The organism is Alkalilimnicola sp. S0819 (genome assembly GCF_009295635.1).
In the GTDB taxonomy this organism is placed as follows: domain Bacteria; phylum Pseudomonadota; class Gammaproteobacteria; order Nitrococcales; family WHIW01; genus S0819.
Genome location: NZ_WHIW01000014.1, coordinates 1 through 25,986 on the forward strand (window position 1 = coordinate 1; position 25,986 = coordinate 25,986).

The window sequence follows — 25,986 nt, forward strand, 5'->3', positions numbered from 1 at the left end:
GACGCGGCGTGGTACAAATAGCCGAGCCAGCGGGCTCGAGCCGGGGAAAGCCAAAGCATCGTGATCGCCTCCTTTAGTGATGGAGACGATAGTGTCAGCGGTCCTGGTGAGCTTCAGAAGATGGGGTTGGTGGAGCGCTTACGAGGGTATGCGGCCATGGTCAGCTTCTGATGCGGGGTGATCCCGGCGAAGGGCTGGTTGTCGGGGGGTCTACCCCGTTCTCACGCACCCAGCGCGTGAGCATGTTGTGATTGATATTAGTATCCAGCGGCAGCTGACACCGGGCCGCCGGGTCAACTCCACGGCCTCGCGCACGAACTCGACGCTGTACCTTCTTCGTTTTAACTTAGACACTCCTTCGGCCCATCAGGGGCCTTCCATGAAATGTCCGTGAGCACGGGAAGAACCCAGCATCCGGCGGCGGGGACCCACTCCAGTTGCGCGCTGGGCGCACACTAAGAATCGGCGCCCTCATCCAGCGAACGGCGCCAAGCCAACAGTTCCTTGTAACGACGCTCCTGACCGTATTCGGTGGGCTGGTAGAACGCCTGCTCGGGAACCTCTTCCGGCCAGCAGTTATGGCGCTGCCCCGCCGGGTAGGCATTGGGCTCATTGTGGGCGTACCGATAACCCTCGCCATGACCCAGGGATTTCATGAGCTTGGTGGGCGCGTTGCGCAGGTACACCGGCACCTCGAAATCCGGGTTCTCCTTGACGAAACGCTGGGCGCCCTTCCAGGCCTTCTCCACCGCGTTGCTCTTCGGCGCCACCGCCAGATGCACGGCGGCGTGGGCAATGGCCCGGCCTCCCTCGTAGTCGCCCAGGCGCAGGAAGGCATCCCAGGCGCTGATCACCAGGGGCAGCGCCCGCGGGTCGGCATTGCCCACGTCTTCGGAGGCAATGGCCGTGAGCCGGCGCACCACATCCAGCGGGTCTCCGCCCCCTTCGATGAAGCGGGCCATATACAACAGCGCGGCATCCGGGCGGGAGGAGCGCACGGATTTGTGGATGGCGGAGAGCAGGTCGTAGTAGGCATCGCCGGATTTGTCGAAGCGCGCCGCCTGATGCCCGATCACTTCCCGTACCGAGTCCTCGTCCAGGCGCTCGCCGCCGGCATCCGCCTGGGTGAAGTCGGCGGCGGTTTCCAGCAAGCCCAGCGCCCGGCGGGCATCGCCCCCGGCGGCCCGGGCGAGGATCTTCAACACCGCCTCCTCGGCCTGGATACGGCGCTCACCCAGGCCCCGACGCTCATCACTCAGCGCCCGGCGCAGCACGCGCAGCAGGTCATCCTCAGCCAGTTTCTTCAGCACATAGACCCGCGCCCGGGAGAGCAGCGCGGAGTTGACCTCGAAGGAGGGGTTCTCGGTGGTGGCACCGATCAGCGTCAGCAATCCGGACTCCACATGGGGCAGCAACGCATCCTGCTGGCTCTTGTTGAGCCGATGGATCTCGTCCAGGAACAGAATGGTGCGCTCCTGGCGAGCCAGCGCCCCGCGGGCCTGTTCCACCGCCTCGCGCAAATCCTTGACCCCCGCCATCACCGCGGAAAGGCGCACCAGCCGGGCGCCGCCCGCCTCGGCGAGAATCTCCGCCAGCGTGGTCTTGCCCACCCCTGGCGGCCCCCAGAGGATCATGGAACGCACGCTGCCGGATTCCACCATGCGTCGCAGCGGCTTGCCCGGCCCCACCAGGGCCTCCTGGCCGATGTAGTCGTCCAGACTGCGGGGGCGCAGTCGGTAGGCCAGCGGCTCGTTGTCCGCCTGAGCGCTGCTGCTGAACAGATCCATGGGTGTCGGCTCCTGAAGATGCGCCTATCAAGGCTGTGGGGCAGCCCGCCATTGTGCCACCGCCGCGCGGGGACGGGGCAAGCGCTGTCGTACGCCCTCGCCTCCCGGCGCGGTACACTGAACGCTGTATCCGCAGTCGGCAAGCCCCGCGATGAGCACTCAGGACCACCTCAATCTGGACGGACGCGCCCTCAAGCTGCTGCTCACCGTGCTGGAGGAGCAGTCGGTTTCCCGGGCGGCGGAGCGGCTGGGGGTGAGCCAATCCGCGGTCAGCCATACCCTGGACAAGCTGCGCGGGCTGCTGGGGGATCCGCTGTTCGTGAAAGCCGGCCGAGGCATACGCCCCACCCCCCACGCCCAGGCCTTGGGCGCGCGTATACGACCGCTGCTGGACGGCCTGCAGGCGCTCACCGTGGCGCCGGCGTTCGACCCGTCCAGCACCCGGGCCCACTTCACCATCGCCGCCAACGATATGCAGCGGGATCTGCTGCTGCCGCAGCTGTTCCGGCGCATGCGCCGGGAAGCACCGGGGGCGGAGCTGAGCATCATTCCCTCGGGGATTCCCAACGCGGACATGCTGCGTGGCGGGGATTGCGATCTGATGATCACCCCCTTTCCACCGGACGATGGCGACATTCGCCAGAAGCGTCTGCTGGACGAGCACCACATCTGTTACTACGACGCCGAGATGCGCGAGGCGCCCCGCAGTACCCAGGAATACCTGGCGGCCCATCATCTCAGTCTGCTGTTCCCCGACGGCGAGCGCTCCAATGTGGATCGCATTCTGGAGAGCCGTGGCCTGCACCGGCGCATCGCGCTGACGGTATCCAACTTCTCGGGGGTGGCGCCTTTCCTCAAGGGCACGGACCTGATCGCCACCTTGCCCAGTCTGCTGCGCTTCTCCACCCTGCAACACCTGCAGTGGGCGCCCGTGCCCGTGGAATTGCCGCGCATCCATCTGTACATGATCTGGCACGAGCGCAGCCACATCGACCCCGCCCAGCGCTGGCTGCGGCAACGCCTGGAAGACATCGCGCAGCAATTGCTGGCCACGTTACCGCCGGATTACTGAATAGTTCCGCCGCCAATCATGCGATTCTCTCATGGGTCGCATGACCGCTTCCCCGCTCATTTTCCTGCGCCTGAACGGTAGGATAGCGGCATCTCATCCCCCACCCCCCGCCGAGGCGCCATGCTCAAGCTACGTTCCACGCCCACCACTCTGATGCTCGCCGCCGCCGTGGCCATAGGCCCCCTGGCACTGGATCTCTACCTTCCGGCCATGCCGGCGATCGGGGAGGCCCTGGGCGTGGGCGCGGACAAGGTGCAGCTCACCCTCAGCGTCTATGTGCTGGGCTTCGCACTGGCGCAGATCCTGGTGGGCCCGCTCTCGGACCGCTACGGACGCAAGCCGGTACTGGTGGGGGGCCTGCTGCTGTTCACCGGCGCCAGCGTGCTGGCGACCTTCGCTCAGAGCATAGAGACCCTGCTGCTTGCCCGCCTGTTGCAGGCGGTGGGCGGCGCCGCGCCCCCGGTGCTGGGCCGCGCGGCGGTGCGCGACATCTATGGCCCCCTGGAGGCGGCGCGGATACTCGCCTACATGGGGCTGATCTTCTCGCTGGCGCCGGCGCTGGCGCCCATCATCGGCGGGCAATTGCTGATCTTCTTCGACTGGCCGTCCAACTTCGCCGCGCTCGCGGTCTACGGCGGCGCGCTGGCGCTGTTGCTGTTCACCTCGCTGCCGGAGACGCTCGCCCCGGAGCACCGGCAATCCATCGCGCCGACGGAAATACTGCGCAACTACCGCACCCTGTGCGGCAACCGATTGTACCTGGGCTACACCCTGATCAATGCCGCCGGCTTCGCGGCGATGTTCGCCTTCATTTCCGGCTCTAGCTTCGTGCTGATCGAATTCCTGGGCATCCCGGCACACCACTACGGCTACTACTTCATGCTGGGTGTGTTCGGTTTCATGGTGGGCAGCTTCATCGCGGGGCGCAACACCCGCCGGCTGGGGATAGACCGGCTGCTGCTGCTCGCCGGGCTGCTCACCGCGGGCGGCGGCGCGCTGATGCTCACCTTTGCCCTGGGCGGCGACTACTCCGCCCTCACCGTGGTGGGCCCGCAGGTCATCATCATGATCGGCGCCGGCATCATCGCCCCCCAGGCCATGGCCGGGCTGATGGGTCCGTTTCCCCACATGGCCGGCTCCGCCTCGGCCCTGGCGGGTTTCCTGCAGATGGTAATCGCCGCCCTCGCCGGCAGTGCCGTGGGGTTCTGGCATGACGGCACACCGCTGTCCATGGCGGCGGTAAGCTGCGTGGCGGGCTGCTCGGCCCTGCTGCTGTATCTGGGCGTCGTACAGCCGGTGCGCCGAGCGCAGCAGCGCCGCGCCGCGAACCAGCCCCCGGCTGGCCAGGTCGTGAAAAGCTGCTGAGCACGGTTATCCGCGAAAAACCAAAAACCCGCCGGTCACAAAGACCGGCGGGTTCCTTGGCGAATGTTTTCCCCGGGCCGCCGGGTGTCGATCAGTCCGCTTTCAGATTCAGGTTCATCAATTCCGGCAGCGCGTGGGTGCGCATCATCGCGGTGGCCATGAACTCCATGGCGCTCACCGGCGCCTCGGGCTGGCCGGTCAGGGTCAGCTCGCCGGGTTCCATGAGGAAGCGCCGAATCTCCGGCAGGGAGGCCTGGACGAAGGCGTTATCACCGGCCTGCTGCTCCAGCTCGCCGAGCATCTGCTGCACGAAGGCCTCCTCGCTCATGTCCTGCTCCGCGGCGCTCTGACTGATCAAGCGGCGCATCAGCGAGGCGTCGGTGTAGCTGAGCGTGAAATCGTCCACCCGGAACGCCGGCAGGCTCTGCGGACCGGTCACGGACTTCTCCAGGTCGAACTCGCTGAGGGTCATGGACAATCCCAGCCCGCCCATCTCGTCGAGCTCGCCGCGCAACCGGCTGAGGTTCAGCACCTGGGTTTCGGGTTCGTAGCGGTAGGCCATCTCGTAGGTGCCCCGGATGCTGTCATAGCCCATGGCACTCAGCATCCGCGCCTGGTCATCGCCCAGTTCGCCGAGATCCTGGCTCACACCCTCGGCGCGCATGCTCAGATAATGGGGCGGATCATTGGCCTTGTCGTATTCGGTGAACAACAACCGCTCAATGCGGGTGGTACCCCCTTCCTGGGCGCTGACCACCATGTCACGCACTTCCACCCGGCGGCCGAACAGGCCCACCTCCACCGCGCCGTAGCTGGCGTTCATGCCGGCCGGCAGCTGGGCAATGCTCTCATCGAGCTGCGCCAGCACCTGACCCTCGATGCGCTGCTGGGCGACCACGCCAGCAACCACCGCCAACACCGCGACCACCCCCAGCGCGACCAGTAAGGTCCTGAATTTCATGCTCCACTCCCGATCATTGAAAGCCGACACTTTAGTGAGAAAGAACCTCGGGGTCGAGGGCCGACGGTGTCGGCCGCCGCACGTGTGGCTTCGCCCCATCGGCTCGGCGTCGGGAACATTTGCGCGAGCATCGAGGTCTTCTTGCGAACAGGAGGTCACGGGAAACTTTCGATGTGCGTTTGCAGCAGGAAGCAGGCACACCCATACCCCCCTATGGTCGGCGGGCCAGATCGTCAAAGGCCTGTGGGAATCAGTCAGTCTCTCCTGAAAGGCAAGCACAAGAACGCAAGGAGGCCCAATAGCTCATGATGAAGCCCATCTACCGTCTGCTGTTCGCGCTGTTTGTACTCGGCAGCATCGCTGGTCTCTCCGCACAAGCTTCGCTGGATCAGGACCTGCAGGATATACACGCGCGCTGGCAGCATGCCCGCACCCTGGATGCCGAGGCACGGGGAAAACACTTGAGCGAATTGCGCCGGCGCGTGGCCGATCTGCGCCAGCGCTATCCCGAGCGCCGCGATCTGGTCCATTGGGAACGGATCATTCACGCCGAGCGGCAGCCCTACGGCTGAGCGCAGGGCTCAGCCCCGGTGCGTGCGCTCACAGGCAGTGTCCGGCACCTGCCCCGCCATGACGCGCATAGCGGACAGGTCCGTCAGATGCACTTCCTTGCCCTCGCTGCGCAGCAGGCCCTGGTCCTGCAGGCGCCGGAACAGCCGGCTCATGGTCTCGGGCGCCAGCCCCAGATAGTTGCTCAGATCGCCCCGGGACATGGGCAGGCGAAAGCGCACGGGGGAGAGGCCGCGGGCACCGAAGCGGCTGGAGAAGCTGAGCAGCGCGATGACCAGACGCTCCTCGGCGGAGCGGCGAGCCACCGCGTTCAGCATCTCGTTGTCCCCGAAGATCTCCTGGCTCATGATGCGCAGCAACTGGTGCTGCAGGCCTGGCACCTTGCCCGCCAGGTCTTCCAGAGTAACGAAGGGAATCTCGCACAGGCTGGTGGTTTCCAGCGCCACGGCGTAGCACGGGTGGGTGCCGCGGCTGATGGCGTCCAGACCCACGATCTCGCCGGGCAGATGGAAGCCGGTCACCTGCTCTTCGCCATCGGCGCTGATGGCATAGGTCTTCAGGGCACCCGCACGCACCGCATAGATGGAGACAAATTCGTCGCCGGCGCGGTAGAGATGCGCCCCGCGGGCCATGGGCTTGCGTCGCTCGACAATATTGTCGAGCATCTCCACATCCGCTGCTCCCAGCGAGACGGGCAAACAAAGCTGGAAAAGGCTGCAATCCTGACAGGCATTGCGAATGCCCGATAGCTGCACCACCCGTGCCCCAGACGACTCAGCCATGGCCGGATACACTCCTTAAGCGACGGTGAATGTAGGCTCGCGCCGAACGGTAACACAGCCCGGATAACCGCGCAGGAAGCCGCTCACGCCAACAACAGACGCGCCCCGTGCAGCACGGCGGCGGCGTAGAGCCCGGCGAGCATATCGTCGAGCATGATCCCCAGCCCTCCCGTGACGCGCCTATCCAGCCAGCCGATGGGCCAGGGTTTCAGCACGTCAAAGAAGCGAAACGCCAGGAAGCCGGCCAGAATCCAGCCCCAATGAGGCGGTATCAGCAACATGGCGAGCATGAAGCCCACCACCTCATCCCAGACGATGGCCGGGTGGTCGTGGACGCCGGCATCGCGGGCGGCCTGGTCGCAGATCAGCACCCCGGCGGCGAACAGCAACAGCACCACCCCCAGATAAGCCATGCCATGCAGCGGCGCCGCCAGCAGGTAGAAGGGGATGCCCACCAGGGTTCCCGCGGTGCCCGGCGCCTTCGGCGCCAGGCCGGTGCCGAAACCCAGTGCCAGCAGATGAATGGGGTTCTTGAGATTGAAAGCCTTGCGAGGATTCAACAGCATGTCGTTTGCGCGCGGTGACGGCGCCCCTGTCCTTTTGGTGTTGCTGGTTAATCGTCTTCGGCGCGGAAGTGGGCATAAGCGCGCCGGCCGGGCTGCCAGAACCGGCCGTCGGCCAGGCACAGCGCCAGCCCGGGCTCATCACGCACCTCACCGATACGGCTCAACGGCAGACTCAGTTCCGCGCTCACTCGCGCCAGGGCCGCCTCGCGATCCGGCGGCACCGTGAAGCACAATTCGTAGTCATCGCCGCCGCACAGCGCGGTATCCCACAGCTCTGCACCAGGCACCAGAGCACGTAGGGGCTTTGACAGAGGCAGCCGTGCAAGTTCCACCCGCGCGCCCACCCCGCTGGCTTCCAGCACATGCCCCAGATCCGCATACAGGCCATCGGAGACATCGATACAGGCGCTGGCCAGGCCGCGCAGCCGTAGGCCCAACGCCACGCGCGGCGTCGGCCGGTGCAGGCGCTCCACGAGCCAGTCGGCATATTCGCCGCGGCGCTGCCCGGATTGCCACAAGGCGAGCCCCAGGGCCGCATCACCCAGGGTGCCGCTGACATAGATGCCATCGCCGGGGCGCGCCCCATCACGTCGCAGCGCCTGTTCGGCGGGCACTTCCCCACTGACCTGCACGCTCAGCGTCAGCGGGCCGCGGGTCACATCGCCGCCGACAAGCGCCACGCCGTGCGTCCGGCCAAGCCCCCGCAAGCCTTCGCTGAAGGCGGCCAACCAGGTTGAGTCGGCCCGCTCCAGGGTCAAGCCCAGGAGAAACCAGGCAGGGCGCGCGCCCATGGCGGCCAGATCGCTGAGGTTCACGGCCAGCGCCTTGTGGCCGATGCTCTCGGGTGGCGCATCCAAAGGGAAATGCACCCCCGCCACCAGGGTATCCAGCGCCATGGCCAGATCGGCGCGCGGGCGCACCAGGGCGGCGTCATCGCCTATGCCGAGCAGCACATCGTCGCCGGCATCGCCCGCGAAGAACTGCCGGATGAGTTCGAACTCTCCGACCATTCAGTCCCGTCCGCGGAACCAGGCCGGGTGAATGGCCTTCACCGCCTCGCCGTCCTCGCGCCAGCCATGGCAGCTGTTGATCAGCGCCGGGCGTTTGTCGCCGGCCTTCGTCCAGCTCTTGCGCAAGGGCGCGATAGCCTGGAAGGCGGCCGTGGCCATGGGCGGCAGCAACTCGAACAGATGGGTGCAGCCGCTGGCGGCGGACAGCCGCGCGCGCACCTGAGACATCCAGCCCGGCCCTATGCGCAAGCCGGCCAGCGCCTCGTAACGCGGCCCGGCCTGATGGCAGCTGGGAAAGGGGTGGTACTCGATCACCCCTTCGGCGGCATGAATGAGCATGTCCTCGTCCAGGGTGAGACGCAGAGACATGTCATGGATGGGCTCTCCGGGGCGGATCTCGCCGCGAAAGCGGTTGCTGAAAGCATAGTGCTTGGTATCGCGCAGGTGCCCTTCCACGTCCCACAGCCCATCTTCACGCTGCCAGGCGTCCAGGCTGATACGCCTGGCGTGTATGGGCTTGCGGGCAACCGGTTCGGACAGGGGCATGGACTACTCCCCGCCGCCGGCCTGACGCTCCGCGGCGCGGAAGGTGTTAGCGCGGGCGAGCTTGTCCAGCACGCCATTGACGTACTTGTGGCTGTCCGTGCCGCCGAAGGCCTTGGTGAGCTCCACCGCCTCGGTGATGATCACCTTGTAGGGCACGTCCAGATGCTCCTGCAGCTCGAACAGCCCCAGCCTCAGCACGGCCCGCTCCACCGGGTCCAGCTGCGCCACGGGGCGATCCAGCAGGGGGGCAATCCGCGCATCCAGTGTATCCACCTGGGTGGGCACGCCGTGCAGCAGCGCACGGAACAGGCCCTGATCCACCTCTTCCATATTCATCTCGGCGAAGAACTGGGCCTCGATGTCGGCCAGGTTCTGCCCCGCCATCTGCCACTGGTACAGGGCCTGCAGGGCGCGCCGGCGGGCGGCGCTGCGGCGACGGTTCATATCGGGCTTACGCTTGGCGCTCATCGGCTCCCGGCCCTTACAGCTTGCGCAGCAGGCTGATCATCTCCAAGGTCGACAGGGCCGCTTCCGCGCCCTTGTTGCCGGCCTTGGTGCCTGCCCGTTCGATGGCCTGCTCGATGGTCTCGGTGGTCAACACGCCGAAGGCGATAGGCAGCTCATGCTGCATCATCGCCTGACCCAGGCCCTTGGCGCATTCGCCGGCCACGTACTCGAAATGGGCGGTGCCACCGCGAATCACGCAGCCGAGCGCGATGATGCCGTCGTAACGGCCGCTCTTGGCCAGCCGCGAGACCACCAGGGGCAGCTCGTAGGCCCCCGGCGCCTTGACCACGTCCAGCCGCTCGTCGGGCACGCCGTGACGGCGCAGGGTGTCCAGCGCGCCTTCCAGCAGGCTGTCGACGATGAAGGCATTGAAGCGGGTCGCCACCAGGGCGATGCGCACATCGCGCACGGTGAAATCACCTTCGAGAACTTTCATTGACTTTGCTCCACGTACTCGACCACTTCCATGCCGAAGCCGGAAAGCGCGTGCATGCGTTTCGGGGAACTGAGCACGCGCATCTTGCGCACGCCCAGATCGGACAGTATCTGTGCGCCCAGCCCATAGGTGCGCAGATCATTGCTGGTCTGCGCCTCGGTGTGCTGGGGCTCGGCGGCGCGGAACTGGAAATCGCGCATGCGCCGCAGGATGTCGGGGACGTCGTTGGGCCGGCGCAGCACCACCACGACGCCCTCGCCCGCCTCCGCCACCTGCTTGAGCGCCGAGCGCAGCGGCCAGCCGCAGAAGGGTCCCTCGCTGGCCAGCACATCGGACAAGGTGTTCTGGATATGCACCCGCACCAGGGAGGGCTCTTCCGGGCTGGGCCGACCCTTGACCAGGGCGAAATGCAGGGCGTTGTCGACGTTGTCCTGATAGGCGTAGAGGTGGAAAACGCCGAACTCGGTGGGCAGTTCGCAATCGGACACTCGCTCCACGCTGCGCTCGTTGCGGATGCGGTAGCTGATCAGGTCCGCCACGGTGCCGATCTTCAACCCGTGCTCGCGGGCAAATTTCTCCAGATCGTCCCGCCGCGCCATGGTGCCGTCCTCGTTGAGGATCTCGACGATCACCGCAGACGGCTCGAAGCCTGCCAGGCGCGCAAAATCGCAGCCCGCCTCGGTGTGCCCGGCGCGGGTCAACACGCCCCCGGCCTGGGCCACCAGCGGGAACACATGCCCGGGCTGGGTGAGGTCTTCCGGGCGGGCATTGGGTGCCACCGCCGCCTGCACCGTGCGGGCACGGTCGGCGGCGGAAATGCCGGTGGTCACACCGGTGGCCGCCTCGATGGAGACGGTAAAGTTGGTGGACTGCTTGCGGTCGGTGTCGCTGACCATCAGCGGCAGCCGCAGCTGCTCGCAGCGGTCCCGGGTGAGGGTCAGGCAGATCAGGCCGCGGCCGTAGCGGGCCATGAAGTTGATGTCTTCGGGACGCACCATGCTGGACGCCATGAGCAGATCGCCTTCGTTCTCGCGATCCTCATCGTCCATGATCACCACCATCTTTCCTTGGCGGAGGTCCTCGATGATCTCTTCGATGCTGTTCAGTGACATGATGAACCCGGCGCGCGATGCGCGCAGTTGCTGGTGTGAGCGTAACCGCTCAGTCTAAACCCGGCCTTCAGGATTTTGAACCGCCGAAGCCGTGCTCGCGCAGGAAGGTTTCGCTGATGCCGCCGCCCTTTTGCGCGGCCCGCTCACCGAGCATGAGCCGCTCCAGATACCGGGCGATCTGATCCACTTCCAGGTTCACCCGGCGACCAGGGCGATACTCGCCCAGGGTGGTGACCCGCAGGGTGTGGGGCACCACGTTGATGTCGAATTCCGCGCCGTCCACGCCGTTGACCGTGAGACTCACCCCGTCGATACAGATCGAGCCCTTCTCGGCGATGTAGCGTGCCAACTGCGCCGGCGCGGCGATGCGCATACGCTCGGAGCGGGCGTCGGCGCGCCGCTCCAGCACCTCGCCCAGGCCGTCCACATGGCCGCTGACCAGGTGTCCGCCCAGCGGTGTGCTGGGGGTGAGCGCCTGCTCCAGGTTCACCGCGGCGCCCGGCTGCAGATTGCCGAGTGTGGTGCGGTTCAGGGTCTCGGCGGAGACATCCGCCGCGAAGCCCCGGGGGGTGAATTCGATGGCGGTCAGGCACACGCCGTTGACCGCGATGCTGTCGCCGAGCTGCGCGCGGCTCAGGTCCAGGGTGCCGGCATCTATGGCGAGCCGCACATCGCCGCCGCGGGCCTGTTGGCCCTCGATACGCCCCAGGGCCTGAATGATTCCGGTAAACATGGGCTTACACCTCAGGATTTCGGCCTCAGAGTCAGGCGCAGATCCGCGCCCAGTTGCCGCACGTCCTCATACTGCCACTCCAGTCGCTGGTTCATGCGCTCCAGGCCGACCAGCGTGAGCAGCGGTCGGCCTTCGTGGCCCATCAGGTGCGAGGCCTGATAGAGGATCAGCTCATCCACCAGCCCCGCCTGCACGAAGGCGCCGGCCAGGGTGGGGCCCGCCTCCACCATCACCTCGTTGTATTCACGCTGCGCCAGGGCTTCAAGCACCGCGGCCAGATCCAGTTGGCCGCCCTCGCCCGGCGAGAGCCGCAGCTCCGCGCCGGCCCCGCTCAGGCTCCGCGCCGCGTCAGGGGCGGCGTCGGAGTAGAAGATCAGCGCCCCTTCCCGCGCGACCCGGGCGGCGGGCGGCGTGCGCAGGAAGCTGTCCAGCACCACCACCCGGGGCTGGCGCAGCTCGTCATAATTGGGCTGGAAATCCCGCACGTTCAGCCGCGGGTTATCGGCCAACACCGTACCCACACCGGTGAGCACCACGCTGGAGCGGGCCCGCAGGCGGTGCACATCGCGCCGCGCGGGCACGCCGGTGATCCATTGGCTCTCGCCCGAGGCCATGGCGGTGCGTCCATCCAGGGAGCCGGCCAGTTTCACCCGCACCCAGGGGCGGCCACCGCGCATGCGCCGCGCGAATCCCGGGTTGAGGGCCTCGGCCTGCTCGGCCAGCAGCCCGCTTTGCGCATCGATGCCGGATTCGGCCAGTCGCGCCAAGCCCTTCCCCGCGACTTGCGGGTTCGGGTCCACCATGGCGGCGACCACCCGGGCCACCCCCGCCTCGATCAGCGCCTCGGCGCAGGGGGGTGTACGGCCATGGTGAGCGCAGGGCTCCAGGGTGACGTAGGCGGTGGCGCCCCGAGCCCGTTCGCCGGCCATGCGCAGGGCGTGCACCTCGGCGTGGGCCTCACCGGCGCGGGCGTGCCAGCCCTCGCCGACCCGCTCAGCGTCACGCACCAGCACGCAGCCCACACGCGGGTTGGGGTCGCTGCCGTACAGGCCACGCTCGGCGAGCTGCAGGGCATGGGCCATGTGGCGATGATCATCGGCGGTGAATTCGGCCATGGTTCGGGAGGACGCCACGCAGGCAGCCTAGCGGCGCTCCAGGCCGTCGATCACTTCACGGAAGGCGCTGACGTCCTGGAAGCTGCGGTAGACGGAGGCAAAGCGCACATAGGCCACCTGATCCAGCTCCCGCAGCTCGTCCATGACCCACTCGCCCAACTGGCGGGCGGGCAGCTCGCGCTCGCCGCTGCCCTGCAGACGCTTCTTGATGCGGTGGATGGCCGCTTCCACGTCCTCGACGCTCACCGGGCGCTTCTCCAGCGCCCGCTGCATGCCGGTGCGCAGCTTGCCTTCATCGAAGGGTTCGCGGGTGCCGTCGCTCTTGACCATGCGGGGCAGGAGCAACTCGGCGTTCTCGTAGGTGGTGAAGCGCTCGCTGCAGGCGACGCACTCGCGTCGCCTGCGCACCTGGTCGCCCTCGCTGGCCAGTCGCGAATCGATGACCCGCGTATCCTGTGCCTGGCAGAAAGGGCAACGCATCGTCTCGGCTCAGCCCTGGTTGGACTGGTAAACCGGCAGGCGAGCACAGACCGCCTGCACCTTGCCGCGCACCTGTTCGATCACCGACTCGTTGCCGATATCGTCCAGCACATCGCAGATCCAGCCGGCCAGCTCGCGACACTCGCTCTCGCCGAAGCCGCGGGTGGTGATGGCCGGCGTACCGAGGCGCAGGCCGGAGGTAACGAAGGGTGACTGGGGGTCGTTGGGCACGGTGTTCTTGTTCACCGTGATGTGCGCGCGTCCCAGAGCGGCGTCCGCGTCCTTGCCGGTCAGGCCCTTGTCGATCAGATCAATCAGGAACAGGTGATTGTCGGTGCCGCCGGAAACCACCTTGTAGCCGCGGCTCTGCACCGTCTCGGCCATGGCGCGGGCATTGGCCACCACCTGGGTCTGGTACTGCTTGAAGCTCGGCTCCAGCGCTTCCTTGAAGGCCACGGCCTTGGCGGCGATGGCGTGCATCAAGGGCCCGCCCTGGGTGCCGGGGAAGATCAGCGAATTCAGCTTCTTCTCGATTTCCGGGTTGCTCTTCGCCAGGATCAGGCCGCCACGGGGACCGCGAAGGGTCTTGTGGGTGGTGGTGGTGGTCACATCGGCGATCTGCACCGGGTTGGGGTACTGCCCGGCGGCGACCAGCCCCGCCACGTGAGCCATGTCCACCAGCAGGTAAGCACCTACTTCATCGGCAATCTCACGGAAGCGCTGCCAGTCCACCACCCGGGAATAGGCGGAGAAGCCGGCAACGATCATCTTCGGCCGGTGCTCCCGGGCCAGGCGCGCCACTTGTTCGTAGTCGATTTCGCCGGTTTCCGGGACCACGCCGTACTGCACGGCCTGATAGATCTTGCCCGAGAAATTCGGCTTGGCGCCGTGGGTGAGGTGACCGCCATGATCCAGGCTCATCCCCAGGATGACGTCGCCGGGCTGGCAAAGCGCCATGTAGACGGCGGCATTGGCCTGGGAGCCGGAATGGGGTTGCACGTTGGCGAAATCGGCGCCGAACAGTTCCTTCGCCCGGTCTATGGCCAGCTGTTCGGCCACGTCCACGTACTCGCAGCCACCATAGTAGCGCTTGCCGGGGTAGCCTTCGGCGTACTTGTTGGTGAGCGCCGAGCCCTGGGCTTCCAACACCCGGGGGCTGGCGTAGTTTTCCGAGGCGATCAATTCAATGTGATCTTCCTGGCGCCGGGTTTCCCGGGCAATGGCCTCGGCGAGATCCGGATCGAAGCTGGCAATCGTCATATCGCTGGAAAACATGCGGCTCCCTCTGGGTTCAGGCAGCGGATAAGGAAACCCGCGCCTCTAACGACGCGGCGGAAGGCACGCCAGCATACAGGATATTGGGGGAACACTGAACATCCAGGCACAAGAGAGTACGCCGGTCAGCGCCAGCGCAGGAGCGCCCCATGGCCGCGACTCTCCCACCCTGCCGGCACGAATTGGGGCCACCGCGGCCTTAAGCCGCGCCTACAGGCGGGAGTGGCCGTCGTGCGGCCTCAACCCAAGTATCCACCACCCCAGGGAGCGAAGCGTGCGTGCAGCTGGTCGGCATTCCGTAAACCGTAGCGCAGGCACAAGGCCAACAACGCCTTGGCCTTGAGCGGATCCAGCCAGCCGGCGTGAAGCAGGCCGCGCTTCAGCAGGTCAATTTCGCTGCCCGGATAACCGTAGGTGTCGCGCAACACCTCGCCGTAAGCTATGCGCGAAGCCAGCACCACCGGCATCCGCGAGGCCAGCTCCCCCAGGGCCTCGGCCAGGGGCGGACTGACGTGCCCGGCACCCGCACCGGCCATTACCAGGCCCGCGAAACCCTGCCCGGCCAAGGCCCGAACCAGCTCGGGCCCGTCCCCCAGGCTCATGGTGAGCAGCGCGACGGGCGCCTCGCGAATCTCATCGCAGGGCGGCAGGGGCGGCACCGACTCCGGGCGCAGCACGATCCGCACCCGCCCCTCGGCCACCCAGCCCAGCGGGCCGGCCAAGGGCGTATCGAAGGCACCCGGGTTGCTGGTGTGCGCCTTGCGCACAAAGCGGGCGGCATGAATCCGCTCGTTGAAGACCACCAGGCAACCCATGCCTCGCGCCTGCTCGCTGGCGGCGACCTGCACGGCGGCGAGCAGGTTCGCCGGCCCGTCGGCGCCACTCTGGACGGGGTTGCGCATGGCGCCGGTCACCACCACCGGCGCATCGAGCGCCAACAGCCGATCGAGTATGAAGGCGCTCTCCTCGATGCTGTCGGTGCCCTGGGTCACCACCACGCCACGCGCGCCCTCGGCCACTGCCCGCTCGATGGCCACGACCAGGGCCTCCAGATCCGCATAGCTCAGATGGGACCCGGGCAGTTGGCGAAAGGACCGCACCCGCAAGCGCGCGTGCTCCGCCAGCGCCGGCACAGCCTGCACCAGGCTCTCGCCGCTCAAGCTGGGAACGACGCCGGGGGCGTCCCCCGTGGTCATGGCGATGGTGCCGCCAAGGGCAAACAGGGCGATGTCGGGTTTTGGCTGTGGCATGGGTCTTTTCGCGGCCATGAGCCGCTCCTGCAGTCGCTGAAGAGGGATAAGGCTCCGACTATCTTAGTGCTTCGCAGGAGCTCTGTGGGGTTATAGACTAGCCGCAGAATTCAAGCAGGCGCGGGACAGGCATGCGAAGAAGCAAACCGCGGCTCTGGGTGGGCTGGCGTGAAGTCGTCGCCCTGCCCGGGCTGGGCATAGACGGTATCAAGGCCAAGGTGGACACCGGCGCCGCCACCTCCGCACTGCATGCGATTCACATCCGCCGCTTTACCGAGAACGGCCGGGCTCGGGTGAGCTTCGATGTGCACCCATTGCAGCGGCGCACCGATGTGACCGTGCACTGCGTGGCGGACCTGCACGACGAACGGATGGTCACCAGCTCCACGGGGCATCGGGAAAAACGCCTGGTCATCCGTACGCCCTTGCGCGTCGGCGACCAGAGCTGGCCGATCGAACTCACGCTCACCAACCGCGACAGCATGGGCTTTCGCATGTTGTTGGGGCGGCGGGCCATGCATCACCATATTCTTGTAGACCCGGGCGCCTCATACCTGGCCGGTGCCGCGGACAGCGGCGGCGCGCCGCCGGGCTTTGAGCACTAACCCACACCGGAGCCGTCATGGCTGAACCTCTGAACATTGTCATCCTCTCGCGCAACAGCAAGCTCTACTCCACGAGCCGCCTGGTAGAGGCCGCTCGCGAGCGCGGTCACGAGGTTCGGGTAATCGACCCGCTACGCTGTTACATGAACATCAGCTCCCACCGTCCGGAAATCCACTACAAGGGCGAGATGCTGGAGAAAGTGGATGCGGTGATCCCCCGCATCGGCGCCTCGATTACCTTTTACGGCACTGCCGTGGTCCGCCAGTTCGAGATGATGGGCACCTTCAGCCTGAATGAATCGGTGGCCATCAGCCGCTCCCGGGACAAGCTGCGCTCGCTGCAACTGCTCTCGCGCAAGGGCATCGGCCTGCCGGTGACCGGCTTCGGCTACTCGCCGGACGACAACCTGGACCTGATCAACCTGGTGGGCGGCGCGCCGCTGGTGATCAAGCTGCTGGAAGGCACCCAGGGCAAGGGCGTGGTGCTGGCCGAGACCAACAAGGCGGCCGAGAGCGTCATCGACGCCTTTCGCGGCCTGCGCGCCTACTTCCTCACCCAGGAGTTCATCAAGGAGGCCGGCGGTTCGGATATCCGCTGCTTCGTGGTGGGCGAGAAGGTGGTGGCGTCGATGATGCGCCAGGCCAAGGAAGGGGAGTTCCGCTCCAATGTGCACCGGGGCGGTGTCGCCCGAGCCATCAAGATCACTCCCGAGGAGCGCTCCACCGCGGTGCGCGCGGCCAAGATCCTGGGGCTGAACGTGGCGGGCGTGGACATCATGCGCTCCAACCATGGCCCGGTGGTGCTGGAGGTAAACTCCTCCCCGGGGCTGGAGGGCATAGAGACCTCCACCGGCAAGGACATCGCCGGCACCATCGTCGGCTTCATCGAGAAGAGCGGGCGGGCCGGGAAGACCCGCACCCGCGGTCGGGGCTGAAGGCCTCGGCCAGGTAATCGATCATCGCCCGCAGTTTCGCCGGCGGACGCGGGTCCGCCGGAAACAGCACATGCAGCCCCCCGAGATCGATCGGGGGCTGGTCCAGGTCCAGGGCCACCAGGGCTCCACTGGCCAAGGCCTCGTTGACGATGAAGGTGGGCTGATAGATCAGCCCCTGCCCGCCCAGCGCCGCCGCCAGCAGCGCATCACCGTTGTTGGCCTTCAGGCTCCCCCGCACCGGAACCTGCACCTCGCCCTGGCGACCGAAGAACCAGCTCCCCCGCCCCTGCAGGGGCGAGAGCGTGTAGCTCAGGCAGTCATGGGCGGCCAGCTCGGCCACCGTCCGCGGCGTGCCGTGGCGCGCCAGGTAGGACGGTGCGGCGCAGACCCGCATGGGGCAATCCCCCAGCCGGCGCGATGAAGCGCACCCCGAAGGAGAGTGGCAGATTCATGCGCAGGCGGCCCACGGCTTCGGTGCGCTGGGCCGCCACCGCGGAGTCCGCCTCGTCGAGATCCTGGAGGATGCGCTGGCAGGCCTCCAGATAGTCCCGACCGGCCTCGGTCAGCGTCAGTCGTCGGGTGGTTCGATGCAGCAGTTTCACGCCCAGCCGCGCCTCCAGGGCATCCATGTGCTTGGTGGCCATGGCCGGCGACATGCCCAGCGCGCGCCCGGCCGCCGACAGACTCCCCTGGGCCGCCGCCCGGCTGAAGACCCGCATTCCGGTCACACGATCCAGCATGCATCTAACACTCTGAGTTAAAGGTGTTCGATCAATATGCCATCTTATCCTCCTGTCGCAAGGAGGTTAGAGTGGACTCAATCGGCAACCCGGCCCCACACAGGCCGCAGGACATGGATCATGAGCCACGCAAACACGTCACCCGGCAACACCCCGCGCCAGCCCACGCTATTCATCCCCCACGGCGCGGGACCCTGCTTTTTCATGGATTGGAACCCGCCCGACACCTGGGACGGCATGGCACGCTTTCTCTCCGGGGTCGCCGACACGCTACCGGCCCGGCCGCGGGCGATCCTGATGGTCTCCGCCCACTGGCTGATGCCGTCGTTCAGCGTCACCGCCGGGGAACAACCGAAGCTGATCTACGACTACCACGGTTTTCCCAGCCACACCTACGCACTGAACTACCCGGCGCCCGGCGCACCGTCGCTCGCCACGCGGGTCCGGGCGCTTCTGTCCGAGGCCGGCCTGGACAGCCGCGAGGACGCCGAGCGAGGCTTCGATCACGGCATGTTCGTACCCTTGAAGCTGATGTTCCCGGCGGCCGACGTTCCGGTGGTGCAGCTGTCGCTGCGTGAAAATCTGGACCCCGCGGCCCACCTTGCCGCCGGGCGCGCCCTGGCGCCGCTGCGCGAGGAAGGCGTGCTGATCGTCGGCAGCGGCATGAGCTTTCACAATATGCGCGGCTACGGGGATGCCCACTTCACCGCCCCGTCGGAAGCCTTCGATGAGTGGTTGAGCGGGGCCGTGAGCGCCGACCCCGAGGCGCGCCATGCCGCCCTGTGCGACTGGGCCGATGCCCCCCATGCCAGAGAGTGTCACCCGCCAAGCCTGGAGGAACACCTGATCCCGTTGATGGTCGCCGCCGGCGCCGCCGGCACGGACCCCGGCCGCAAGGTGTACTCGGAGCAGGTATTAAAGACCCAGCTGTCCGCCTTCCGCTTCGGCTGAGGCGAGCAACCACGCAAGGAGATTGATGATACGGAGCGAACTGTCCGGAAAGCAGGCGCGTGGCTGGGGCCGTATCCCGTTCATCTCCAGCGAATCGGCGCTGAACATCCCGGCCGAGATGGTGCACTACGGCGTCAGCAAGGCGGCGCCGCAGGGCGTCTCGCGCGGACTGGCCAAGGTGCTGGCCGGCAGCGGCGTGACCGTGAACACCATCCTGCCCGGCCCCACCCGCACCGAAGGCGCGCAGGCCATGATGGCGAAACCGGCCGAGGAACGCGGCGTTTCGGTGGAGGAAATGGAGGCCCTGTTCCTGCAGGAGAACCGCCCGTCGACACTGCTGGGGCGCTTCGCCAGCCCCAAGGAAGTCGCCAGCCTCAGTGTGTATGCGGCCTCGCCCCAGGCCAGCGCCACCACCGGCGCCGCCCTGCGGGTGGAGGGTGGCATCGTCGAGAGCATCGCGTAGACCTGCAGGAGCGGCCATGAGCCGCTCCTGCAGATGAAATAGCGATGCTCAGCCTGGCCGCTCGCCGCGCAGAAACGCCAGAATGCTGGAAAAATCCTTGCCGCCCGCGCCCTGCTTGGCGTGGGTGAGGTACAGCTGGCGCACCAGCGCACCCAGCGGAATGCCGGTGGCACTGTTCAGGGCCGCGCCATTGGCCAGGCCCAGATCCTTGGCGATCAGGTCCACCGCGAAGCCGCCCTGGTAGTCACGACTCGCCGGCGCGTTCTCCATCACCCCGGGCCAGGGGTTGTAGACCTGCAGCGCCCAGTTGTTGCCGGAGCTCGCTTTCATGATCTCGGAGAGCACCGCCGGGTCCAGTCCGTTGGCCTCGCCCAGGCTCAGCGCCTCGGCGGTACCGGTCATGAGAATGCCGAGCAGCATGTTGTTGCACATCTTCGCCACCTGCCCCGCGCCGGCCCCACCGGCGTGGAACACGGCCTTGGCCATGGGCTCCAGGATAGCGCGCGCCCGCTCCAGGGTGGCTTCCTCGCCGCCGCAGATGAAGGTCAGGGTGCCGGCCGCCGCACCCGCCACACCGCCGGAGACCGGCGCGTCGATCATGGCCAGATCCCGCTCGACAGCGGCCGCGGCCACTTGGCGAGCGGTCTCGGCATCGATGGTGGAGCTGTCGATCACCAGCGTGCCCGGAGGCAGTCGCGCCAGCAGACCCCGCTCGCCCAGATAAAGACCCGCCACATGTCGGCCGGCGGGCAACATGGAGATCACCACCTCGGCGCCCACCACCGCCTCCTCGGCGGACGCCGCGCCGCGCCCGCCCGCGGCCGTGAATTTTTCCACCGCGGTCGCGGCCAGATCGAAGCCGCTCACCTCGTGCCCGGCTCGGACCAGGTTCGCCGCCATGGGCCCACCCATATTGCCCAGACCAATAAAGCCTATCTTCGCCATGTCTATCTTCCTCCGGGGTCTTGTACTTTTCAGCTCATGAAAAAGGCCCGCTGCGCGCGCAGACGGGCCCTTGTTCACGGCAAGGCCTCGGCGCGCCTTACTTCATGGTCGGCATGACGAACTCGCCGCCCTTGCGGATGCCCGTGGGCCAGCGCTGGGTGACGGTCTTCAGCTGGGTGTAGAAGCGCACGCCTTCCTCGCCATGGGCATTGAGCACGCCAAAGCGCGAGCGCTTCCAGCCGCCGAAGCTGTGGAAGGCCATGGGCACGGGAATCGGCACATTGATACCCACCATGCCCACCTGGATCTTCTTGGCGTACTGCCGCGCCGCATCGCCGTCCCGGGTGAAGATGGAGGTGCCGTTGCCGAACTCATGCGCGTTGATGATGCGGCAGGCCTCGTCGAAGTCGCCGGCGCGCACCACGCTCAGCACCGGGCCGAAGATTTCCTCGGCATGGATGCGCATCTTGTCGGTGACCCGGTCGAACAGGGTGCCGCCGAGGAAAAAGCCCTGGCCGTCATTATCGAAGCCGCGGCCGTCGACCACCAGCTCCGCGCCCTCCTGCTCGCCGATGTCGATGTAGGCGCGCACCTTGGCGGCGTGCTCGGCGGTGACCAGCGGGCCCATTTCCGGCTCGGGCCGGCTCATGCCGTCGCCGATCTTCAGCGCCTCCACCCGGGGCTTGAGGCGGCGGATCAGCTCATCGGCGGTTTCCTCGCCCACCGGCACGGCCACGGAAATGGCCATGCAGCGCTCGCCGGCGGAGCCGTAGGCGGCGCCCATCAGCGCATCCACCACCTGGTCCATGTCTGCATCGGGCATCACCACCATGTGATTCTTGGCGCCGCCCAGGGCCTGTACCCGCTTGCCGTTGGCCGAGCCGGTGGCATAGATGTACTCGGCGATGGGTGTGGAACCGACGAAGCTCACCGCCTGCACCCGCGGGTCTTCCAGCAACACGTCCACGGCTTCCTTGTCGCCCTGGAGCACATTGAATACGCCATCGGGCAGACCGGCCTCCTTCAGCAGCTCAGCCATGTACAGCGGCGCACTGGGATCCTTCTCCGAGGGCTTCAACACGAAGGTGTTGCCGCAGGCGATGGCGATGGGATACATCCACATGGGCACCATGGCCGGGAAGTTGAACGGGGTGATGCCCGCCACCACGCCCAGCGGCTCCATCAGGGAGAAGGAATCGACACCGCCGCCCACGTTCATGGAATGCTCGCCCTTCAGCAGGTGCGGAATGCCACAGGCGAATTCCACCACCTCCAGGCCGCGGGTCACTTCGCCCTTGGCATCGGAGAAGGTCTTGCCATGCTCCCGGGTGATCAGCTCGGCCATCTTGTCGAAGTTCTGCTCCACCAGGGCCTTGAAGCGAAACAGCACCCGCGCCCGGGTCAGCGGGGTGGTGTTGGCCCAACCCTCGAAGGCGGCGTCGGCGGCGGCAATGGCCGCGCGGGCCTCGTCGGCGCTGGCCAGCGCCACCTGAGCGCTCTGCGCACCGCTGGCCGGGTTGTACACCGGAGCCGTGCGACCGCTCTTGCCGGCCACCCGCTGACCGCCGATGTAATGATCGATTTGCTCGCCCGCCTGGAACGAGACTTCTTTTGCTACGGTGCTCATGAATGGGGCTCCTCCGTTGATGTACCTACAAAATATAGCCGCCCCCCGGCCGTCTTGGATTGACTAAACCACTGGATGGATGGACGATCTTGCGCAGCACGCGAGCCGCAGAGCAACAACTATGCAAACCCGCACCGGCCCCTCGGACTGGCCCCTGCCACCGGAAGGGGTGCGCTTCCTGGTCCCGACCTTCGTCCGCCAGGCCCTGGCCGAGCACCCGCTGAGCCGGGAGCTCTACCCCGCCGCCATCGGCTACTACCCCAGTGCAAAAGGCCACGCGGTGGCGCGGGCCGAGCATCACGACGATCTGCTGCTCTACTGCGCCGAGGGGGAAGGCGAGCTCTGCGCCGCCGGCCACTGCCACCGGGTACGGCGCGGCGACCTCATGCTGCTGCCCCGGGAGCTCACGCACCGCTACAGCGCATCGGAGGCCGATCCCTGGACGCTGTACTGGGTGCATTTCGACGGCCCGCTCAGCCCCGCCATCTGGGAGATGCTGCACTTCGACCCCCAGCGCCCGGTGCTCTCGCTGGGGCCGCTGACCAAGCTGGTGGCGGATTTCGAGATCCTGCTGGAGGTTCGCCAGACGGGTTACCAGGTGCCGCTTTTCGTGCATGCCGCCAATCATCTGCGGCAGATGCTCACCTATCTGGGCATCGTCGCCCGCAGCGCCCGACGCCAGGCCTCGGGGCTGGATCTGGACGAAATCCACGCGCTGATGCAGGAGAACCTGCACGGGCAGCTGGACCTGGCGCAGCTCGCCGCCCGGGTGAACCTTTCCAAGTACACGTTTTCCCGCAAGTACAAGCAGCTCACCGGCCGGCCGCCCATCCAGCACTTCATCCATCTGAAGATGGAACGGGCCTGTTATCTGCTGGATGTGAGCGAGAAGAACATCAGCCAGATCGCCGATGTGCTGGGCTACGAGGATCTTTATTATTTCTCGCGGCTGTTCCGCAAGGTCATCGGGGTGTCGCCCAGCCAGTATCGGGCGATGAAGCATGGCTAAGGGGGGATTTGACCGCGGAGGCGCAGAGGGCGCAGGGAAAGCCATTTTGATTTTCCCGCTCCGCGTCCTCTGCGCCTCCGCGGTCGCACGCCACGCTCAGAAGACCTGTTCGTAAAGCGCCATGATCTCGTCCACGCTGGGCACCCGCGGGTTGTTGCCCGGGGAACCCGAGGCCAGGGCCTGCTCGGCCATGGTGGGCAACAGGGAGAAGTAGCGGTCCTTGTCGATGCCGTAGTCTTTCGGCGTAGGCACCCGCAGATCCTGGTTCAACTGGCGCAGCTCGGCGAGCAACTTCTCCACCGCCACCGGGTCGCTGTCATCTTCGCCCGCCACACCCATGGCCCGGGCGCAGTCGGCGTAGCGATCCTCGGCGGCGGGCACCGAGAATTCTGTCACCGCCGGCAACAGCATGGCGTTGCTCAGGCCATGGGGTACGTGGAAGAAGGCGCCGATGGGCCGGCTCATGCCGTGTACCAGGCAGACCGAGGAATTGGAGAAGGCCATGCCGCCCTGGGTCGCACCCAGCATCATCGCCTCGCGAGCGGCGCGGTTGTCCGGCTCCCGGCAGGCGGTGCGGATATTGCCGGCAATGGCCCGCATGGCCGATTTGGCCACTTCGTCGGTGAAGGGGTTGCGTTTCTTGCTGACGTAGGCCTCGATGGCGTGGGTGAGGCTGTCCAGACCGGTATCGGCGGTCAGCCGCAGGGGCATGCTCATGGTCAGCTCGAAATCCACCAGCGCGGCCACCGGCACCAACCCGAGCCCCATGCAGAGCATCTTCTCGTCGGTGGCCTCATCGGTGATCACCGCCGCCCTGGTAACCTCGGACCCCGTGCCCGCCGTGGTGGGCATGGCGATCACCGGCAGGCCCGGCTCGCTCACATCGAAGGGCACCTTGTAATCTTTCATCTCGCCACCGTGGGCGCCGAGGATGGCAATCGCCTTGGCGGTGTCCATGGGGCTGCCGCCGCCCACCGCGATGAGGCTGTCGTGGTCGCCGGCCTGCAGCGCCCGCAGCCCCTGATCGATGCAGGCCACCGTCGGGTCCGGCACGGTCTCGGCGAATACGCCCGACTCGATGCCGGCCTCGGCCAGCATGGCCTGAACCTGGCGCACGGGGCCGTGCTCCAGCATGAACCCGTCGGTGACGATCAGCGGCCGCCCCACCCGCAACTGCTTCACCACGGCAGCCACCTGGCTGCTGGCGCCGGCGCCTACGTGCATGATGCGCGGCAAGAGAATCATCGCGGACATGGACACTCCTCCTCGTTCCTTTGTTCTAGAACCTATAGCAGCGATACGGCGCTCGGGATTGGCAAAACCGACCCGCGGATGGACAATCTTGCGCGCAGATTGAATGCCGCGCGCTTCGTTCCGATAATGGGTCGCTTACCCGTCTTCAAAGGCAGCAAGGAATCCATGGCCCAATACATCTACACCATGAACCGGGTCGGCAAGGTCGTGCCGCCCAAGCAGCACATCCTGCGCGACATTTCCCTGTCTTTCTTCCCCGGCGCCAAGATCGGCGTGCTGGGCCTGAACGGCTCGGGCAAGTCCACCCTGCTGCGCATCATGGCCGGGGTGGACACGGACATCGAGGGCGAGGCCCGCCCGCAACCGGGCACCCGGATCGGCTACCTGCCCCAGGAGCCGGAGCTGGACGAGAGCAAGGACGTGCGCGGCAACGTGGAAGAGGCGGTGGCCGAGACCAAGGCGCTGCTGGATCGCTTCAACGAGGTCTCCGCCCTGTTCGCCGAGCCGGACGCGGACTTCGAGGCCCTGATGGAAGAACAGGGCAAGCTGCAGGACAAGATCGACGCCGCCGGCGCCTGGGAACTGGACCGCAAGCTGGACCAGGCCGCCGAAGCCCTGCGCCTGCCCCCCTGGGATGCCGATGTGGCCACCCTCTCCGGCGGTGAGCGCCGCCGCGTGGCGCTGTGCAAGCTGCTGCTGGAAAACCCGGACATGCTGCTGCTGGACGAGCCTACCAACCACCTGGATGCGGAATCCGTGGCCTGGCTGGAGCGCTTCTTGAAGGAATTCCCGGGCACCGTGGTGGCGGTCACCCATGACCGCTACTTCCTGGACAATGTCGCCGGCTGGATCCTGGAGCTGGACCGCGGCCACGGCATCCCCTGGGAGGGCAACTACTCCTCCTGGCTGGAACAAAAGGACCAACGCCTGCAGCAGGAAGCCAAGCAGGAACAGGCCCGGCGCAAGACCATCGAGAAAGAGCTGGAGTGGGTGCGCTCCAACCCCAAGGGCCGCCAGGCCAAGAGCAAGGCGCGCCTGCGCCAGTTCGAGGAACTGCAGAGCCAGGACTTCCAGCAGCGCAACGAGACCCAGGAGCTGTACATTCCGCCGGGCCCGCGGCTGGGTGATCAGGTCATCGAGGCCGAGCAGGTGCGCAAGGCCTTCGGCGAGAAGCTGCTGTTCGACGACCTGAACTTCCAGATCCCCCCCGGCGCCATCGTCGGCATCATCGGTCCCAACGGCGCGGGCAAGACCACCTTGTTCCGCATGCTGGTGGGCGAGCAGCAGCCGGACGCGGGCGAGATCAAGCTCGGCCAGACGGTGCAGCTGTCCTACGTGGACCAGAGCCGGCAGAGCCTGGACGCGCAAAAGACCGTGTTCGAGGAGATCACCGACGGGCTGGACGTGGTGCAGGTGGGCCGCTGGGAGATGCCCAGCCGCGCCTACGTGGGCCGCTTCAACTTCAAGGGCTCGGACCAGCAGAAGTACATCGGCGATCTGTCCGGGGGCGAGCGCAACCGGGTACACCTGGCCAAGCTGCTCAAGAGCGGCGGCAACGTGCTGCTGCTGGACGAACCCACCAACGACCTGGACGTGGAGACCCTGCGCGCCCTGGAGGAAGGCCTGCTGACCTTCCCCGGCTGCGCCATCGTCATCTCCCATGACCGCTGGTTCCTGGACCGCATCGCCACCCACATCCTCGCCTTCGAGGGCGACAGCCAGGTCACCTGGTTCGAGGGTAACTACCAGGACTACGAGGCGGACCGTAAACGCCGTCTGGGCGACGATGCCTTGAACCCGCACCGGATCAAGTACCGCCGCTTGGCGGACTAACACCGTAGGAGCGGCTCAGGGCCGCGACTGCCTTTGGCCTGACAACAATCGCGGCCA

The 25,986-nt window shown here is 66.8% G+C and carries 28 protein-coding genes; 9 read left to right on the forward strand and 19 right to left on the reverse strand.

Annotated features, from left to right (window positions below):
* Positions 1–455 precede the first annotated feature (455 nt).
* Complete coding sequence (locus tag GBG68_RS11435) at positions 456–1,787, reverse strand: replication-associated recombination protein A (protein WP_152147421.1); 1,332 nt, start codon at positions 1,785–1,787, stop codon at positions 456–458.
* Positions 1,788–1,938: 151 nt separating this feature from the next.
* Between GBG68_RS11435 and GBG68_RS11440 the strand changes: the two genes are divergently transcribed.
* Both GBG68_RS11440 and GBG68_RS11445 read left to right on the forward strand, forming a co-directional pair.
* Positions 1,939–2,859 (forward strand): LysR family transcriptional regulator, encoded by a 921-nt coding sequence (locus GBG68_RS11440; RefSeq protein ID WP_152147422.1) that lies wholly within the window; start codon positions 1,939–1,941, stop codon positions 2,857–2,859.
* Positions 2,860–2,979: 120 nt separating this feature from the next.
* Entirely contained in the window at positions 2,980–4,224 is a 1,245-nt protein-coding gene (locus tag GBG68_RS11445) for a multidrug effflux MFS transporter (RefSeq protein WP_152147423.1), read from the forward strand.
* 91 nt (positions 4,225–4,315) lie between these two features.
* Here GBG68_RS11445 and GBG68_RS11450 read toward each other — a convergent pair whose 3' ends face one another.
* A complete protein-coding gene (locus GBG68_RS11450) occupies positions 4,316–5,185 on the reverse strand; it encodes a hypothetical protein (protein ID WP_152147424.1) in 870 nt (289 codons plus the stop codon).
* Positions 5,186–5,490: 305 nt separating this feature from the next.
* Here GBG68_RS11450 and GBG68_RS11455 point away from each other — a divergent pair, with 305 nt between their 5' ends.
* Entirely contained in the window at positions 5,491–5,757 is a 267-nt protein-coding gene (locus GBG68_RS11455; protein WP_152147426.1) for a hypothetical protein, read from the forward strand.
* A 9-nt stretch (positions 5,758–5,766) separates the two neighbouring features.
* Here the strand turns inward: GBG68_RS11455 and fnr are convergent, their stop codons facing one another.
* The 12 genes from fnr to GBG68_RS11515 form a co-directional block, all read right to left on the reverse strand.
* Positions 5,767–6,537 (reverse strand): fumarate/nitrate reduction transcriptional regulator Fnr, encoded by a 771-nt coding sequence (gene fnr / locus GBG68_RS11460; protein ID WP_152147428.1) that lies wholly within the window; start codon positions 6,535–6,537, stop codon positions 5,767–5,769.
* 83 nt (positions 6,538–6,620) lie between these two features.
* Positions 6,621–7,103 carry a phosphatidylglycerophosphatase A gene (locus GBG68_RS11465; protein ID WP_152147430.1) on the reverse strand — a complete coding sequence of 161 codons (483 nt, stop codon included), beginning with the start codon at positions 7,101–7,103 and terminating at the stop codon, positions 6,621–6,623.
* A 47-nt stretch (positions 7,104–7,150) separates the two neighbouring features.
* A complete protein-coding gene (thiL, locus tag GBG68_RS11470; protein ID WP_152147433.1) occupies positions 7,151–8,113 on the reverse strand; it encodes a thiamine-phosphate kinase in 963 nt (320 codons plus the stop codon).
* Complete coding sequence (locus GBG68_RS11475) at positions 8,114–8,659, reverse strand: DUF2889 domain-containing protein (protein ID WP_152147435.1); 546 nt, start codon at positions 8,657–8,659, stop codon at positions 8,114–8,116.
* Between the two features lie 3 nt (positions 8,660–8,662).
* Positions 8,663–9,127, reverse strand: a complete 465-nt coding sequence (gene nusB / locus GBG68_RS11480) for a transcription antitermination factor NusB (protein ID WP_193222313.1) — start codon at positions 9,125–9,127, stop codon at positions 8,663–8,665.
* Between the two features lie 13 nt (positions 9,128–9,140).
* Positions 9,141–9,602, reverse strand: coding sequence for a 6,7-dimethyl-8-ribityllumazine synthase (gene ribE, locus GBG68_RS11485; protein ID WP_152147437.1), 462 nt, complete (start codon positions 9,600–9,602; stop codon positions 9,141–9,143).
* A complete protein-coding gene (gene ribBA, locus GBG68_RS11490) occupies positions 9,599–10,714 on the reverse strand; it encodes a bifunctional 3,4-dihydroxy-2-butanone-4-phosphate synthase/GTP cyclohydrolase II (RefSeq protein WP_152147439.1) in 1,116 nt (371 codons plus the stop codon). Before ribBA ends, ribE begins: the two co-directional genes overlap by 4 nt.
* A gap of 67 nt (positions 10,715–10,781) precedes the next feature.
* Positions 10,782–11,447, reverse strand: a complete 666-nt coding sequence (locus GBG68_RS11495; RefSeq protein ID WP_152147441.1) for a riboflavin synthase — start codon at positions 11,445–11,447, stop codon at positions 10,782–10,784.
* 11 nt (positions 11,448–11,458) lie between these two features.
* Positions 11,459–12,562, reverse strand: a complete 1,104-nt coding sequence (ribD, locus tag GBG68_RS11500) for a bifunctional diaminohydroxyphosphoribosylaminopyrimidine deaminase/5-amino-6-(5-phosphoribosylamino)uracil reductase RibD (RefSeq protein ID WP_226801780.1) — start codon at positions 12,560–12,562, stop codon at positions 11,459–11,461.
* Between the two features lie 27 nt (positions 12,563–12,589).
* A complete protein-coding gene (nrdR, locus tag GBG68_RS11505; protein ID WP_152147444.1) occupies positions 12,590–13,042 on the reverse strand; it encodes a transcriptional regulator NrdR in 453 nt (150 codons plus the stop codon).
* A 9-nt stretch (positions 13,043–13,051) separates the two neighbouring features.
* A complete protein-coding gene (gene glyA / locus GBG68_RS11510; protein WP_152147446.1) occupies positions 13,052–14,317 on the reverse strand; it encodes a serine hydroxymethyltransferase in 1,266 nt (421 codons plus the stop codon).
* A gap of 239 nt (positions 14,318–14,556) precedes the next feature.
* Entirely contained in the window at positions 14,557–15,567 is a 1,011-nt protein-coding gene (locus tag GBG68_RS11515; protein WP_152147566.1) for an asparaginase, read from the reverse strand.
* A gap of 131 nt (positions 15,568–15,698) precedes the next feature.
* Between GBG68_RS11515 and GBG68_RS11520 the strand changes: the two genes are divergently transcribed.
* Both GBG68_RS11520 and rimK read left to right on the forward strand, forming a co-directional pair.
* The gene (locus GBG68_RS11520; RefSeq protein WP_152147448.1) at positions 15,699–16,172 is read left to right on the forward strand and encodes an ATP-dependent zinc protease; all 474 of its coding nucleotides are present in this window, start codon (positions 15,699–15,701) and stop codon (positions 16,170–16,172) included.
* A gap of 29 nt (positions 16,173–16,201) precedes the next feature.
* Entirely contained in the window at positions 16,202–17,107 is a 906-nt protein-coding gene (rimK, locus tag GBG68_RS11525; protein ID WP_152147568.1) for a 30S ribosomal protein S6--L-glutamate ligase, read from the forward strand.
* On the opposite strand, the gene GBG68_RS14450 is transcribed toward rimK, so the two are convergent.
* Together GBG68_RS14450 and GBG68_RS14455 are read right to left on the reverse strand one after the other, a co-directional pair.
* Positions 17,055–17,501: a substrate binding domain-containing protein gene (locus GBG68_RS14450; protein WP_264297988.1), complete on the reverse strand. Its 447-nt coding sequence runs from the start codon at positions 17,499–17,501 to the stop codon at positions 17,055–17,057. The two genes, rimK and GBG68_RS14450, sit on opposite strands and share 53 nt — an antisense overlap.
* The gene (locus tag GBG68_RS14455) at positions 17,425–17,847 is read right to left on the reverse strand and encodes a LysR family transcriptional regulator (protein WP_226801782.1); all 423 of its coding nucleotides are present in this window, start codon (positions 17,845–17,847) and stop codon (positions 17,425–17,427) included. Before GBG68_RS14455 ends, GBG68_RS14450 begins: the two co-directional genes overlap by 77 nt.
* A 120-nt stretch (positions 17,848–17,967) precedes the next feature.
* Between GBG68_RS14455 and GBG68_RS11535 the strand changes: the two genes are divergently transcribed.
* The gene (locus GBG68_RS11535) at positions 17,968–18,798 is read left to right on the forward strand and encodes a DODA-type extradiol aromatic ring-opening family dioxygenase (protein WP_152147450.1); all 831 of its coding nucleotides are present in this window, start codon (positions 17,968–17,970) and stop codon (positions 18,796–18,798) included.
* Positions 18,799–18,823: 25 nt separating this feature from the next.
* The gene (locus tag GBG68_RS11540; protein ID WP_226801783.1) at positions 18,824–19,261 is read left to right on the forward strand and encodes an SDR family NAD(P)-dependent oxidoreductase; all 438 of its coding nucleotides are present in this window, start codon (positions 18,824–18,826) and stop codon (positions 19,259–19,261) included.
* Positions 19,262–19,309: 48 nt separating this feature from the next.
* On the opposite strand, the gene mmsB is transcribed toward GBG68_RS11540, so the two are convergent.
* Together mmsB and GBG68_RS11550 are read right to left on the reverse strand one after the other, a co-directional pair.
* Positions 19,310–20,206, reverse strand: a complete 897-nt coding sequence (gene mmsB, locus GBG68_RS11545) for a 3-hydroxyisobutyrate dehydrogenase (protein ID WP_152147467.1) — start codon at positions 20,204–20,206, stop codon at positions 19,310–19,312.
* 97 nt (positions 20,207–20,303) lie between these two features.
* Positions 20,304–21,833 carry a CoA-acylating methylmalonate-semialdehyde dehydrogenase gene (locus GBG68_RS11550; protein WP_152147469.1) on the reverse strand — a complete coding sequence of 510 codons (1,530 nt, stop codon included), beginning with the start codon at positions 21,831–21,833 and terminating at the stop codon, positions 20,304–20,306.
* A 121-nt stretch (positions 21,834–21,954) separates the two neighbouring features.
* Between GBG68_RS11550 and GBG68_RS11555 the strand changes: the two genes are divergently transcribed.
* A complete protein-coding gene (locus GBG68_RS11555; protein WP_152147471.1) occupies positions 21,955–22,842 on the forward strand; it encodes an AraC family transcriptional regulator in 888 nt (295 codons plus the stop codon).
* Between the two features lie 96 nt (positions 22,843–22,938).
* Here the strand turns inward: GBG68_RS11555 and GBG68_RS11560 are convergent, their stop codons facing one another.
* A complete protein-coding gene (locus GBG68_RS11560; protein WP_152147473.1) occupies positions 22,939–24,096 on the reverse strand; it encodes an iron-containing alcohol dehydrogenase in 1,158 nt (385 codons plus the stop codon).
* Between the two features lie 165 nt (positions 24,097–24,261).
* On the opposite strand from GBG68_RS11560, the gene ettA reads away from it, so the two are divergent.
* Entirely contained in the window at positions 24,262–25,929 is a 1,668-nt protein-coding gene (ettA, locus tag GBG68_RS11565) for an energy-dependent translational throttle protein EttA (protein WP_152147475.1), read from the forward strand.
* Positions 25,930–25,986: the final 57 nt, after the last annotated feature.